10 protein-coding genes are annotated in these 13,211 nt (G+C 74.5%); 3 read left to right on the plus strand and 7 right to left on the minus strand.

Translation table 11 applies throughout. The features are described 5' to 3' along the window. Window positions 1–194 (plus strand): GNAT family N-acetyltransferase (locus E1193_RS23305; RefSeq protein ID WP_347877043.1); only part of this gene is annotated, 194 nt, incomplete at its 5' end. A 129-nt stretch (window positions 195–323) separates the two neighbouring features. On the opposite strand, the gene E1193_RS23310 is transcribed toward E1193_RS23305, so the two are convergent. From E1193_RS23310 to E1193_RS23340, 7 genes are read right to left on the minus strand one after another with little or no spacing between them, the layout of a single operon-like run. Then, entirely contained in the window at window positions 324–2,603 is a 2,280-nt protein-coding gene (locus E1193_RS23310) for an AAA family ATPase (RefSeq protein WP_132185322.1), read from the minus strand. Between the two features lie 40 nt (window positions 2,604–2,643). Then, entirely contained in the window at window positions 2,644–3,138 is a 495-nt protein-coding gene (locus E1193_RS23315) for a hypothetical protein (RefSeq protein ID WP_132185323.1), read from the minus strand. Window positions 3,139–3,183: 45 nt separating this feature from the next. Further along, entirely contained in the window at window positions 3,184–3,972 is a 789-nt protein-coding gene (locus E1193_RS23320; protein WP_207922818.1) for an ATP/GTP-binding protein, read from the minus strand. Next, window positions 3,950–4,420 carry a DUF742 domain-containing protein gene (locus E1193_RS23325; RefSeq protein ID WP_132185324.1) on the minus strand — a complete coding sequence of 157 codons (471 nt, stop codon included), beginning with the start codon at window positions 4,418–4,420 and terminating at the stop codon, window positions 3,950–3,952. The genes E1193_RS23320 and E1193_RS23325 overlap by 23 nt, the downstream gene beginning before the upstream one ends. After that, on the minus strand, window positions 4,417–4,881 hold the full coding sequence (locus tag E1193_RS23330) for a roadblock/LC7 domain-containing protein (RefSeq protein ID WP_132185325.1): 465 nt from the start codon (window positions 4,879–4,881) through the stop codon (window positions 4,417–4,419). Before E1193_RS23330 ends, E1193_RS23325 begins: the two co-directional genes overlap by 4 nt. After that, window positions 4,878–7,655 carry a nitrate- and nitrite sensing domain-containing protein gene (locus E1193_RS23335; RefSeq protein WP_132185326.1) on the minus strand — a complete coding sequence of 926 codons (2,778 nt, stop codon included), beginning with the start codon at window positions 7,653–7,655 and terminating at the stop codon, window positions 4,878–4,880. Before E1193_RS23335 ends, E1193_RS23330 begins: the two co-directional genes overlap by 4 nt. Beyond that, the gene (locus E1193_RS23340; RefSeq protein ID WP_132185327.1) at window positions 7,642–8,886 is read right to left on the minus strand and encodes a hypothetical protein; all 1,245 of its coding nucleotides are present in this window, start codon (window positions 8,884–8,886) and stop codon (window positions 7,642–7,644) included. The genes E1193_RS23335 and E1193_RS23340 overlap by 14 nt, the downstream gene beginning before the upstream one ends. Before the next feature lie 381 nt (window positions 8,887–9,267). Here E1193_RS23340 and E1193_RS23345 point away from each other — a divergent pair, with 381 nt between their 5' ends. Continuing rightward, on the plus strand, window positions 9,268–12,135 hold the full coding sequence (locus tag E1193_RS23345) for an alpha/beta fold hydrolase (protein WP_132185328.1): 2,868 nt from the start codon (window positions 9,268–9,270) through the stop codon (window positions 12,133–12,135). Further along, entirely contained in the window at window positions 12,135–13,073 is a 939-nt protein-coding gene (locus E1193_RS23350) for an ABC transporter permease (RefSeq protein ID WP_132185329.1), read from the plus strand. The genes E1193_RS23345 and E1193_RS23350 overlap by 1 nt, the downstream gene beginning before the upstream one ends. The last annotated feature ends 138 nt before the right edge of the window (window positions 13,074–13,211 follow it).

A 13,211-nucleotide genomic window follows, 5' to 3' on the forward strand; every position in this document is an offset into this window, starting at 1 on the left:
GCATCGGGGTGGCCGCGCTGCGGGAGTTGCTGGACGCCGCCGCGGCGGCCGGCATGCACGCCGTCGTCGCCGACACCACCCGGGACAACGCGGGTGCCGTGAAAGTGCTTCGTAGGTGCGGAGCGAAACTGTTCGACAACGGCGACGCGGTACGCGCGGAAATCTCTCTGGACGCCACCCCGCCGGCCCTCTGACCCACCGCGCCGGCTGGATCCAGCGCCCTCGTCAGTGGGTCGGGGCGACGTCAAGCCACTCTGGCGCTCGCCGACCAGGCAACGGCCGATGGCGACCCGTCCCACCACCGCGCGGGCGGATGGCTGGGGTCAGGATTGATGGGTGGAGGCGTAGGCGGCCAGCCAGGCGACCTGGGCGGGGTCGAGGGAGGGGCGGACCCGACGGCGGGCGGTCGCCACGTGGACGGCGGTGACGGTGGACGCGGTCAGCGACTCCCGCATGGCCGCCAGCGCCGCCTCCCGCACCAGCGCCGCGCAGTCCGCCGCCGAGAAACCGGTCAGCTCCTCGCCGAGCGCGCCCAGGTCGACGTCCTCGGCGAGCGGCACCATCCGGGACGCGGCACGCAGGATCTCCGCGCGGGCCGGTCCGTCCGGCGGCGGCACATAGACCAGCCGTTCCAGCCGGCCGGGGCGCAGCAGCGCCGGGTCAACCAGATCGGGCCGGTTGGTCGCGCCGACCACCACCACGTGCCGCAGCGCCTCCATCCCGTCCAGCTCGGTCAGCAGCGCGGCGACCACCCGATCGGTGGTGCCCCCGTCGGTCGCCTGGCCGCGTACCGGGGCCAGGGCGTCCACCTCGTCGAGGAAGACCAGGGTGGGCGCGGCCTCGCGGGCGCGGCGGAACAGTTCCCGGACGGCCCGCTCGCTCTCACCCACCCACTTGGAGAGCAGTTCCGCGCCCTTGACCGACAGCACGTTCGCCCGGCCGGATCCGGCCAGCGCGGTCACCAGGTAGGTCTTGCCGCAGCCGGGCGGGCCGTAGAGCAGCACACCCCGGGGCGGCTGCACGCCCAGCCGGGCGAAGGTGTCCGGGTAGGTCAGCGGCCACAGCACCGACTCGGTGAGGGTCTTCTTCACCTCGACCAGGTCGCCGACGTCGTCCAGGGTGACCGAGGCCCGCTCCAGGGTGGAGGCCGCCATCGAGGTGGGCCGGACCACCTCCAGCGCGGCGGTGAAGTCGGCCATCGCCACCGTCGGCGTCCGCGCCGACTTCTGCCGCAGCGCCGCACGCATACCGGCCTCCCGCACCAGCGCCGCCAGGTCCGCCGCCACGAATCCCGGGGTCCGCCCGGCCACCTCGTCGAGGCGGACGTCCTCGGCCATCGGCACCTGTCGGGTCAGCACGTTCAGCTGCTCGCGGCGCAGCGCCGGGTCGGGCAGTGGCACGGTGATCCGCAGGGAGAGCAGATCCGGGGCTCGCAGTGCGGGGTCGACCGCCTCGGGGCGGGAGGTGGTGCAGATTACCGCCGCGCCGGACCGGACGGTCTCGGCGAGCACCTGCCGGAACACGGTGGCCAGCGGACCGGCGTCGTCGGCCGGGGCCAGCGCCTCCACGTCGGTGACCAGCAGCACGGCCGGCCCTTCGGCGCGTACCCCGGCGGCTGCTTCGCGCAGCCGGCGGGCCGCCGCGTCGTTGGTGAGCGCGGCCAGCTCAGGGGCCCAGAGCCGGCGAACCCGGGCGCCGACGGTCGCGGCGACGGCCCGGACCAGCGCCGACTTACCCGACCCGGCCGGCCCGCTGACCAGTACGCCCAGCGAGACGGTGGTGCCCAGCCGGCCCAGCACCTCACGGTGGTGGAAGCCGAGGTCGAGCAGCTCGGTGAGTTCCTCCGCCTGGGCACGGAGCCCGGGCAGCTCGTCCACCCGTGGCGCGTCGTCGGCGGTGCCCACTCCCACGGGGCCGGCTCCGGTCAGGCCGGCTCCGGTCGGGCCGGCTCCGGTCGGGCCGGCTTCGGCCGGGCCGGCTTCGGCCGGGCCGGCTTCGGTCGGGCCGGCTTCGGTCGGGCCGGCTTCGGTGGTGTCGTGTTCCCAGCCGACCACGGTGTCCATCGTGACCAGCGCGCCGTCGGCCGGCTCGGCCTCGACGACGGTGAGCAGGGTGCTCGTCCAGGCGTACCCGACGGTGTCGGCCAGGCTGCGGCGGGCGGCCGCCACCAGGGCGCGTGCGGAGGCGTCGGGAAGCACATCCTGCGGCAGGAGGGAGACGTCGTCGCCGGGGGTGACCATCTTGCCGAGCAGGGCCAGCCGGAGCATCTGCGGCGCCACCGCCGCGACGACCGGCACCGGGCCGGTCAGAGTCACCCGCCGGGCCTGGGTCACCGGAACGGGGGAGACCGTCACCTGCCCGCCGTCGCGCAGCGCCAGGTTGCCCAGGACCAGGTCGTCGGCGTAGAGCAGCGCGGTGCTCGCACCCGGCTCGGCGGGCGCGACGATCCCCGCGCTCACCCGCCGGCCCGCCAGTCGCACCGGGTCGCCGGGGCGCAGCGCGAGCGCGGTCAGCACCTCCGGGTGCAGCCGGACGACGCCCCGTCGGGCGTCCAGCGCGGCGGGACGCAGGCTCGCGGTGAGGGTCAGCTCCGGTTCGGCCACCGCCCGACACTAGCGGGCCGGGACATGCCCCGGCCCGTCCTCACCTGTCGCCGGTCAGCAGCGACGGATCGTGGCGGATCATCTCGGCCAGGCGGGCCGCCGAGTCGTCGGTGAGCCCGTCCGTGGCGGGTGCCCAGGCGGGCACCCTACGCCCCGACACCGGCCACGCCGGCGGGGGCGGGGCCGGATGGTCCGGTCCGACCGTCGCGCCGCTTCCCGTCCACTCGACCCGCAACGGGAACGTCCGTCCCTCGTACTCCACCCGCAGCGTCACGGAGAGACCAGGGTGGGCGTCCACCACCCGGCGGACCGCCTCGACGGCGTCCCGAACCGGGTCCCGATCGGGGCCCGGCCGGCCGTCGCCGGTCAGCTCACCCGGCCCGGGGCCGGCGGGACGCCCACCCCGCCCCGCCGCCGCCGAGGCGGCGGGCGACGGACTCCGGCCCGGGTCGTCGCCCGGGTCCCCCGCCCGGCGTCGCAACGCCTCCTCCCGGCGGGCCATCCGAGCCAGTGTCTCGTTCAGACCATTTCTCATCACGTCCCCCTCTCTGCTGGAGAACGGGTCGCGGCGACGAATGGTTCAGGTGCGCCTCACGCTGATCGCCCGGTCCAGCGCCCGGTCGAGGAGGACCAGCAGGGCGTCGCGTACCGACAGCCGGTCCCGGGCGTCGAACCGGACCAGCGGCACGTGGTCGCCGATGGCCAGCGCCCAGCGGATGGCGCGCAGGTCGTGGGCGATCCGGCCGTCGAAGGCGTTGACGCCGACCGCGAACGGCAGCCCGGCCCGCTCCAGGTAGTCGATCGCCGGATAGCCGTCGTCCAGCCGGGCACTGTCCACCACCACGAGCGCGCCGAGCGCGCCCCGGGCCAGGTCGTCCCACATGAACCCGAAACGGTCCTGACCGGGCGTGCCGAACAGGTAGAGCTTCAGGCTGCGGTCGATGGTGACGCAGCCGAAGTCCAACGCCACCGTGGTGGTGGTCTTCGTGCTCCGGCCACCCGCGTCGTCCACCCCGACTCCGGCGCTGGTCATCTCCGCCTCGGTGGTCAGCGGGGCGATCTCGGAGATCGCGCCGACCGTGGTGGTCTTGCCGACCCCGAAGCCCCCGGCGATGAGGATCTTCACCGGGACCGGTGGTCGGCCGGTCCCGGACCGTGGGGTCGGCGGCGGCACGGCGGCCGGTGGCACCGGGGGCCGGTACGGCGGTGGCGGCGCTGCGGGCCGGTGCGGTGGTGGTGGGGTCGCGTGCGCCGAGGGCGCGTCGGGGGCCGCTCCGCCCAACGGGGGACCGTAGCGGGCGGAGGCGCTGTTGGCGGCGAGCCCGCCCAGCGGGGTGACCGGCCAGTCAGGAGATCGCACGGAGTCCATCAATCACTCGCAGGATGAGGTCGGGTTCGGGGATGTCCTCGACTTCCCCGACGTGCACGTCGAGGTGACCGGCGGCCCGGAGGTCGCCGACCAGGACCCGGGTCACGCCGAAGTGCAGCCGTGCCCGGGCGGATATCTCCGCGACCGAGGTCGGCTCGGCGCAGAGCGCGATGATCGCCCTAAGTTCCGGGGCCAGGCCGGCAGTCGGCGAGCCGTCCCCACGGCGTGCGGTCACCTGGGTCTCCAGGCCGATCGCCGGGTCGGCGCCCGCGACCCGCCCGGCGGTGAGCACGAACGGGCGGGGCCCGGCCGGCCGGTCGGCGTTCGGTTCGGGCGTCGGCGTCGCCGCCCGGGCGTGCTCACCGGGCGGCTCCGGCGTCCGCAGGTAGGGCCGGATCCGGACCAGCGGTTCCGGATCCGGTTCCCCGCCGGCGGCCTGCCGAGTCATTGCTGTACGGCGTTCTTCAACTCGGCGATCAGTCTGGGTGTGAGCGCGCCGCCGGCCCGTCCGGCGAAGAGAGTCATCTCGTACGCCACGGTGCCCAGGTTGGCCGTCCGGTCGGCGACGACGCCGAGCACCGAGCCGGCGCTGATCGCGCTGATCAGCAGGTACCCGTCGGCCATGTCGACGATCACCCGATTCAGACCGCCGAGGGCGTACCAGCTCGCCGCGCCGCTGGCCAGGCTCGTCATTCCGGATACCACCGCGGCGAGGCGTTCGGCGTTGGAGCGGTCCTTGATCGCCGACATCGCCATCAGGAGACCGTCCGACGAAACGGCGATCGCCTCCAGCACCCCGGCGGTGCTGGAGGTGAACGAGTCCAGCAGCCAGTTGAAGGTACGCGCCTCCGGGCTGAGCTGCGGGCCGGGCGCGCGGTCGACGTTCTCGTGCAGGTACGGGCTGGTCACCGTGATGATCCTTCTTGGTTGGGGCGGTGTTCGGTACTGACGTGGCGCAGAGCGCGGGCGACGCCCGCCTCGAACTCCGCGATGCGGTCGCGGACCTCATTCGGATCCTGGGGCCGCGCGACAGCCGGCGCGATCCGCGGCTGTGCGCCGGCCAGGCTCGCTCCGGGGACCCGCCGGGCGAGCCGTGGCGGGTTCGTGCCCGCGCCGGCCGGCGGTCCGGGGTGGGTCTGCTCGGCCCGGCGTACCCCCGACTGGAACTGCTCGACCAGGGCCCGTGCGGCCTCCGGGTCGGCGCTGGCAGCGTCGGCCGGGCCAGCCGTCGGCCCGGCCGGCAGCAGACTCGCCCCCGGCACCCGCTGCCGGATTGTGGGTGCTCCGGCGGGTGCGTCCGAGCCGACCGGCGGCCCGGCCGGCGCCGACGGCGCGGGGTGCGGCGGGACCGGCGGCGCGGTGGCCGTCGGGACCAGCGGCGCGGGGTGCGGCGGGATCAGGGCAACCGGATGGTGACCGGCCACCGGTGCGTCCGGGCCCGCGAACCACCACGCGGTCGTCCCGCCGGAGGTGGCCGTCGGCTCGTCGGCCTGCTGGACCGGCTGACCGGTCGGCAGGAGGGTGATCGTCTCGTCGGGCGCGGCCGTCGGCTCGCCGCCCTGCCGGCCGGTCGGCGGGGACGTGGTCGTCCCGGCCGGGGTCGCCCCGGTGCCCGCGCCGAAGGCGTCCCAGGACCGCGCGGAGGCCATACTGTGGGTGGCCCGGGTCAGCAACGCGGGATCGAAGGCGGGCGCGGGCGTGCCGACCGGCCGGGCCGGCGGCGCGGCGGACAGCTCACGACCCGACCGGGCCGGCTCGATCGCCCCCGGCGTGCGCCGGTCTCTCGTCGGCACGGCGGCCTGCGCGGAGGTCACGCCCACCCGGTCGGGCCGGCGCAGCACCAGCAGCGACTGCGGTATCTCCAGCCGGGCGGTCACCCCGCCCCCGGGAGTGTGGGTCAGCTCGACCGACCAGCCGTGCCGGCGGGCCAGCCGGCCGACCACGAAGAGGCCGAGCACCTCGGTCGGAGCCAGGTCCAGCCGCTCCCGACGGGCCAACCGGGCATTCTCCTCGGCCAGCCGCTCCTCGGTCATGCCGATGCCGCCGTCCGCCACGGCGAGCAGGGCGCCGATCCCGGTCACCTCGCCGGACACCGTCACCCGGGTGTGCGGTGGCGAGAACACGGTGGCGTTCTCCATCAGCTCGGCCAGCGCCAGCACCAGGTCGCCCACGATCGCGGGCGCCGCGGACACCCCGGATGGCACCCGTACGTCCACCCGGGTGTAGTCCTCGATCTCTCCCAGCGCCAGCCGCACCACGTCGGCCAGCGGCACCGGGGCGACGTGGCCGTCGTCGCCGGTGCCGCCGGAGAGCACCATCAGGCTGCCCGCGCTGCGGCGCAGGCGGCTGGAGATGTGGTCCAGCCGGTAGAGGTGTTCCAGCCGACCGGGGTCGGTCTCCTGCCGTTCCAGCCGGTCGATGAGCGCGATCTGCCGGCCGACCAGGTTCTGGGTACGGCGTCCCACGTGGCCGAACATCTGGGCCACGTTGCGTCGGCCGGCCACCTGCCGCTCCACCAACCGGGCGGCGGTGTTCTGCACCCGTTCGAAGGCGCGGGCCAGATCGCCGATCTCGTCCTGGGCGCGGACGTCGACCGGGTCGAGACGTACCGGCGGGGCGCTGTCGAACTCGTCGTCGGCCACCTGGGTCAGCTCGGCCTCGGCGACCCGGGCGACCCGGTCGGCGGAGCGGGTGAGCCGGGTCAGCGGCCGGGCGACAGTGCGGGCCACGGCCATGCTCAGCAACACCACGGTCAGCAGCACCAGGGCGGCGGTGCCGCCCACCAGCCAGGCCACGGCCAGTGCCCGTTGCCGTTCGGCGCGGGTCTGCTCGATCACGTCGGCGGCGATCTTCTTCTCCACGAACTGCCCGAAGGTGATCATCGAGCGGGCCGAGGGGAACATCACGTCCAGCGGCACGTGCCGGACGGCGGCGATCGGGTCGCGGGCGCTGTCGGACTGGAAGGTGGGGCTGCCCCGGGCGGCCACCGCCGCGTCGTTGAGCAACGCCAGCTTGTACTGCTCGGCGGTGATCATGCGACGGAACCGCTGGCTGTCCACCTGGAGCGCGGCCATGTTGGCGACGTACGCGGCCGCGATCCTCGGGTCCGAGGTGGCCTTGACCAGCACGATCAGGGCGGCGGCCACGCCCAGCCTCTCGTCGGCGCGCATCAGCCCGTCGAGCGCGACGACCTGCCGCCCGACCGAGGTGTCGGTGTCGGCCCGAAACGGCAGCCGCAGCGCCTCGATCAGCGCCATGTTGATCGGGCCGAACGCCTCCATGACCTGACTCGGGCTCGTGGACCCGGTGAGCACGTGGGGACGCAGTTCGGCGAGCCTGCGGACCCCGTCCAGGGCGGCGCGGAGGTCGGCCGAGAGTTGGTCGCCCAGTTCGGCGTGGAGGTCGGCGACCTGGTCGTCCACCGCCGCCGACTTCTGCACCAGCTCGCTGCGGGACACCCGACCGAGCAGCAGCCCGACGGAGAGGAAGCGTTCCTGTTGCAGATCCTGGACCAGGCTACCGACCCGGTTGGCGAGCCGGACGGCCTCGGAGGTGTCGGTGGCCCGCCGGGCCTCCGACACCCGGTCGAGCACCACCGGCACGGCCAACCCGACCATGCTCAGTAGCGGGATGATCACCAGGACCGCCAACTTGCCCCGGATCCGGAGCTTACCGAGCAGCATCGGAGGTCTCCCACGGGTCGGTGCCGCCGTGCTGGCCCAGCCCGGTGGGTTGGAGTAGCCGATGGTCCTCGGGGCTCAGGCCGCGCGACGCCAGGGCTCCGGCCGTGCCGGAGGCGCGAGGGCCGGTGGACGGCTGCCAGCCGGAGCCCGTGCCCGGCTGCCCACCGGGCCCCGCTTCGGTGCCGAGGCGGGACTCGGCATCCCGCCGCCGCGCCCGGCGGAACGCGCCCACCAGCACGCGGATCAGGATCAGCACGAGCAGCGCCGCCACGGCGGCGCTGCCGGCGGCGATCCACCGCTCCCGGTCGTACCCGTCGATCCGGTCGACCAGCTGCGCGTCGAGCTGGTCGAGGATGACCGGCTGGAGTTGCCGGGCGGCGGACTGGGCGTTGGCGCGGGCGGCGCCGACCTGGGCCGGGTCGGCGAGGCTGGTGCGGGAGCCGGGCTCGGGCGCGGAGTATGCGGCGAGCGCCTCGACGGCCCGCTGGTAGGTGTCGAGCGGGGCGAGCACCGTGGCGCCGAGATCCGTGCGCTCCGAGTTGCCCACCGCCGCGCGCAGGTCAGCGACCAGGTCGGACGCGGCGCCGAGGGCGATGATCCGTGCCTCGGCCAGCTCGCCGAGGGTGCGGGTGGCCTGACTGGCGGGGCGGGTGGCGGCCAGGACGGTGAGGTCGGCGAGGCGGCCGGCGGCGACCAGCGCGGTCGGCAGGTCACGACCGACGCCGTCCTGGAGGAAGAACGAGTCCTCTTCCGGGTCGCGCACCAGCCCGGAACTCTCCCGCACCTTGCGGTACAGGGCCAGCAGCAGGTCGGTGACCTCGCTGTACGCGGTGTAGGCGGCCTCCCGGTCGGTGAGCCTCTTCTCGGGCAGCGCCTCCAGTTTGGCGCGCAGGCCCGACCACCGTTCCTGGCTCCGCAGCTCGCCACCGATGCGCAGGTCGACCTGGGTAACCCGCTCGACCGCCCGGTCGAGCGACTCGGGGGAGGCGGGTCGGCCGGCGACGGCGGCGGACTGGGCCTCGACCAGCGCCTCGGTGACCGGGGCGAGCACGCGCAGGTACTCGATGCCGAGTCGTTCCCGGGTGGCGAGGTCCCGGTCGTCTCCGGTGCGCCCGTAGGCCTGGACGAAAAGCGCCGCCACCGGCGCCAGCAGCGCCAGGACGAGTACCAGCGGCAGCAGGCGGCCCGGGACGGAGGGTCGTCGACGGACCCGCTGGGTGGGGACTGTCATGGGGTGGGTCTCCTCCGGCGACGAGCGGGTGTCTCCTGTCCGGTGCTGGGGGTCGCCGACGCAGTCCCGTGCACCGGACCGGAAAAGTATCTGACCGGGTCGTCGGCGGTGCCATCGGTCCACTGTCCTTTTCACGTCATAGTCCGCGATGTCACCGAGTGTTGGTCGACCGGTCACTTCTGGCAAAGAGGTGCTTGGTGTCCTGATGGGGTCTGCGGGGAATTCGGGCGATAGTCGAAATTCCCGCGATCCGAAGTCATTGGGCTGGGAATTGTCTGGACGCGAGTCGGTCGACCATGCCGTAGCGTCGATTGGACGGCACGAGCCTGCCGGATGGAGGATCCCAGCCAACGCTCAGGAACCCCGCCGTACCGTTGCCGCATGACATCACCGCTGTCGGCCGTGCGGCTGAAGCGCATCCTGGGCAGCCGACGCCGGATCGTTGCCGCGTCGACCGCCGTCGTGCTGCTGGCCGCCGCCGTGGCCTGGGCGGCCCGACCGGATCGGCCCAACTTCCGTACCGAGTCAGCCATGGTGACCGTCCAGTCCGGACCGCGCGGTGGCGAGCCGGTCGCGCTGGACACGACGCTCTGGCTGCCCGACGGCGCCTCGGCCGACGATCCGGTGCCGGCGGTGCTCCTGGCGCACGGCTTCGGCGGCACGAAGGAATCCGTCCGCACCGACGCCGAGGACCTGGTCACCCGGGGCTATGCCGTGCTGACCTGGACGGCGCGCGGCTTCGGCCGCAGCGGCGGGCAGATCCACCTTGACCACCCCGACTACGAGGTACGGGACGCGCAGCGGCTGTTGGACCGGCTCGCCGCGCGGCCGGAGATCCGGACCGACGCCGCCGGCGACCCCCGGGTCGGTGTGGTCGGCGGCTCGTACGGCGGCGGCCTCGCCCTGCTGCTGGCCGCCCAGGACCAGCGGGTCGACGCGATCGTCCCGATGATCACCTGGAACGACCTGTCCCGGGCCTTCCTTCCGGAGAACACCGGCCGGCCGGCCACCGAGGGCGTGTTCAAGAAGGGCTGGGCCGGCATCTTCTTCGGCGGTGGCGGAAGCGTCGGCGCCGGCCCGGCCGGGATCTCCGGCGCTACCGCCGTCCCGCCGGAGGGGCTCCCCGCGTCGCCCAGCCCGTCCGGGCCGGCACCCGGGGTGGGGTCGGAGACCGGCGCGGGGCGGTCCCCCGCCGGGGCCGTCGACCCGTCCTGCGGGCGGTTCGCCGCGGACGTCTGCGCCGCGTACCTGCGGATCGCCACCACCGGCCGAGCCGACCAGGCCGCCGTGGACCTGCTGCGCCGCTCCTCTCCGGCCGGCGTGCTCGACCGGATCAAGGCGCCGACCCTGCTGGTGCAGGGCGAGGCGGACACCCTCTTCCCGCTGACCGAGGCGGACGCGAACGCGCGCGGTATCGCCGCCGCCGGCACCCCGGTGCGGGTCGCCTGGTTCACCGGCGGCCACGACGGCGGCGCGGGGCCGACCAGCGACTCCGACCGGGTGAAGTTCCTCACCGCGCAGTGGCTCGACCACTACGTCAAGGGCGAGGGGGAGGCACCCGGTGACGACTTCACCTTCTCCCGGATCGCCGGCTTCGACGCGCTCGACCGGGGGCTGGTGGCCACCGGGTACCGCACCACCGACTACCCGGGCCTCGCCGGTCAGGCCCGCCGGGAGGTGGCGGTGGCCGGTCCGGCCCAGCCGGTCGCCAACCCGCCCGCCGGCAACCCGGCCGCGATCTCCGCGGTGCCGTTCGCCGGGGCGCTCAGCTCGCTGCTCGACGGGGTGGCCGGCGACATCCCCGGCCAGCACGCCCGCTTCGAGTCCGCGCCACTGGACGAGGCGGTCGACGTGGTCGGCGCGCCCACCGTCTCGATCCGGGCGGCCTCGCCGACCGGCGAGGCCGTGCTCTTCGTCAAGCTCTACGACGTCGGCCCGAACGGCGCGGCCACCCTCCCCTCCGGGCTGGTCGCCCCGGTCCGGCTCACCGGCCTGCCGGCGAGCATCGACGCCGCGCGACCGGTCCAGGTCACCCTGCCGGCGATCGTCCGCCGGATCGAGGCCGGGCACCGGCTGCGGCTCGTCGTCGCCACCTCCGACCAGGCGTACGCCACGCCCGTGGAGCCGGCCGTGTACACCATCGCCGCGGGCGACGCGCCGCTGGCGCTGCCGACCGTGGACGCCGCGCCGATCCCCACCTCCGCCACCGTCTGGCGCTGGGTGCTGCTCGGGCTGCTCGCCGCCATCGCGGTCGGGCTCGTGGTGGTCGTCGCGGTCGCCCGCCGCCGGCACCGCCGCCAGGACGACTCCGTGCACCCGGAGTACGCGGGCGTCCCGCTCGCCGTCCGTGAGCTGCGCAAGGAGTACGCCGACGGCTTCGTCGCCGTGTCCCGGGTGGACTTCGAGGTGCACCCCGGCCAGGTGGTCGGCCTGCTCGGGCCGAACGGCGCCGGCAAGACCACCACGCTGCGGGTGCTGATGGGGTTGACCCAGCCGACCGCCGGCGAGATCTACGTCTTCGGGCACCGGTTGGTGCCCGGGTCGCCGGTGCTGTCGCGGATCGGCGCGCTGGTGGAGGGGCCCGGCTTCCTGCCCCACCTGTCCGGTTTTGAGAACCTGAAGGCGTACTGGCGGGCCACCGGGCGGCCGTGGGAGGACGCGCACTTCGACGAGGCGCTGGAGATCGCCGGCCTGGGCGCGTCGGTGCACCGGCGGACGAAGAACTACAGCCACGGCATGCGGCAGCGGCTGGCCATCGCGCAGGCGATGCTCGGCCTGCCGGAGCTGCTGGTGCTCGACGAGCCGACCGACGGTCTGGACCCCCCGCAGATCGCCGAGATGCGCCGGGTGCTCCAGCGGTACGCCACCGACGGCCGGGCCGTGCTGGTCTCCAGCCACCTGCTCGCCGAGGTGGAGCAGACCTGCACGCACGCGGTGGTGGTCAACAAGGGGAGGATCGTGGCGTCCGGCCTGGTCGGGGAGATCGTCGGCGATTCGCCGAGCGTGCTGTTCGAGGTGTCCGACCCAACCGCGGCCCGGGAGGTGCTCGGCCGGCTCGACGGGGTCCGGGTGCTGCCCGACGGCGACGGCCAGCTGGTGGTGGACACCAACGGCACCGCGCGCAGCGAGGTGGTGGCCGAGCTGGTGCGGGCCGGCGTGGGGGTGGACCGGGTGGTGCCGCGGCGTCGCCTGGAGGACGCGTTCCTCGCCCTGGTGGGCGAGAACTCTCGGGGAAGCGGGGACCGGTGATGGCCGACTCTACTGTCGAGACGACTTCGGGCGCGGGTTCGGCCGGGGTGACCGGGCGGGCCGGGGCGACGGGCACGGTCGTCCGGGGCGGGGCGGCGGCCGGTTACCGCCCGTCGGCGACCATGCCGTTCGTGGCCGAGTTCCGTCGGCAGGCGTCGCGGCGGCGTACCCAGCTGGCGCTCGGGTTCATGGTGCTGCTGCCGTTGATCATTCTGGTCGCGTTCCAGTTCGGCTCCGGCGACGACGACCGGGACGGGCAGGGTGAGTTCTCCAGCCTGGCCGACCTGGCCACCTCGGGCGGGTTGAACTTCACCCTCTTCTCGATCCTGGTCTCGGCGTCCTTCCTGCTGGTCGTGGTGGTGGCCCTGTTCTGCGGGGACACCGTGGCCAGCGAGGCGAGCTGGGGCAGCCTGCGTTACCTGCTGGCCGTGCCGGTGCCCCGGGCTCGGCTGCTCACGGTGAAGTTGCTGGTCGCGCTCGCGTACTCGGTGTTGGCCCTGCTGCTGCTCGCCGGCACGGCCCTGCTGGCCGGCACCCTGCGGTACGGCTGGGCGCCGCTGTCCAGCCAGGTGGCCGCCGAGCTGACGCCGGGCGAGGGGGTGTTGCGGCTGCTGGCGGTGCTCGGCTACCTGGCGGTCGTACTGCTGGTGGTGGCCGGGCTGGCGTTCCTGCTGTCGGTGATCACGGACGCCGCGCTCGGCGCGGTCGGGGGCGCGGTGTTGCTGTGGATCCTGTCCAGCATCCTGGACCAGATCACCGCGCTCGGTGCGCTGCGTTCCTTCCTGCCGACCCACTACAGCACCGCCTGGCTGGGGTTGCTCTCCACCCCGATGCAGACCGACGACGTGGTGCGGGGCGCGATCTCGGCAGTGAGCTACGCGACGGTCTTCTGGGCGCTGGCCTTCTGGCGCTTCACCCGCAAGGACATCACCAGCTGAGCTGCCGCCCCTGACGCGCGGAGATCGTGAAAGGAAACGGCCCCCCGGTTTGCGGCGTGTCGCGGTGTCCCGGCGCCGGGACACCGCGACACGCCGCAAACCTCTCGGAGGGCCACGGCTCTCTACGCCGTGCAGGGG

The sequence above is a fragment of the Micromonospora sp. KC606 genome (genome assembly GCF_004348675.1).
Classification (GTDB): domain Bacteria; phylum Actinomycetota; class Actinomycetes; order Mycobacteriales; family Micromonosporaceae; genus Micromonospora.

Excerpts from the sequence above, each read along its gene's own strand:
- E1193_RS23315 (WP_132185323.1), bottom strand. The coding sequence starts at position 3,138 with ATGAGAAATGGTCTGAACGAGACACTGGCTCGGATGGCCCGCCGGGAG.
- E1193_RS23320 (WP_207922818.1), bottom strand. The coding sequence starts at position 3,972 with ATGGACTCCGTGCGATCTCCTGACTGGCCGGTCACCCCGCTGGGCGGG.
- E1193_RS23345 (WP_132185328.1), top strand. The coding sequence starts at position 9,268 with ATGACATCACCGCTGTCGGCCGTGCGGCTGAAGCGCATCCTGGGCAGC.
- E1193_RS23335 (WP_132185326.1), bottom strand. The coding sequence starts at position 7,655 with ATGCTGCTCGGTAAGCTCCGGATCCGGGGCAAGTTGGCGGTCCTGGTG.
- E1193_RS23350 (WP_132185329.1), top strand. The coding sequence starts at position 12,135 with ATGGCCGACTCTACTGTCGAGACGACTTCGGGCGCGGGTTCGGCCGGG.
- E1193_RS23340 (WP_132185327.1), bottom strand. The coding sequence starts at position 8,886 with ATGACAGTCCCCACCCAGCGGGTCCGTCGACGACCCTCCGTCCCGGGC.
- E1193_RS23325 (WP_132185324.1), bottom strand. The coding sequence starts at position 4,420 with ATGACTCGGCAGGCCGCCGGCGGGGAACCGGATCCGGAACCGCTGGTC.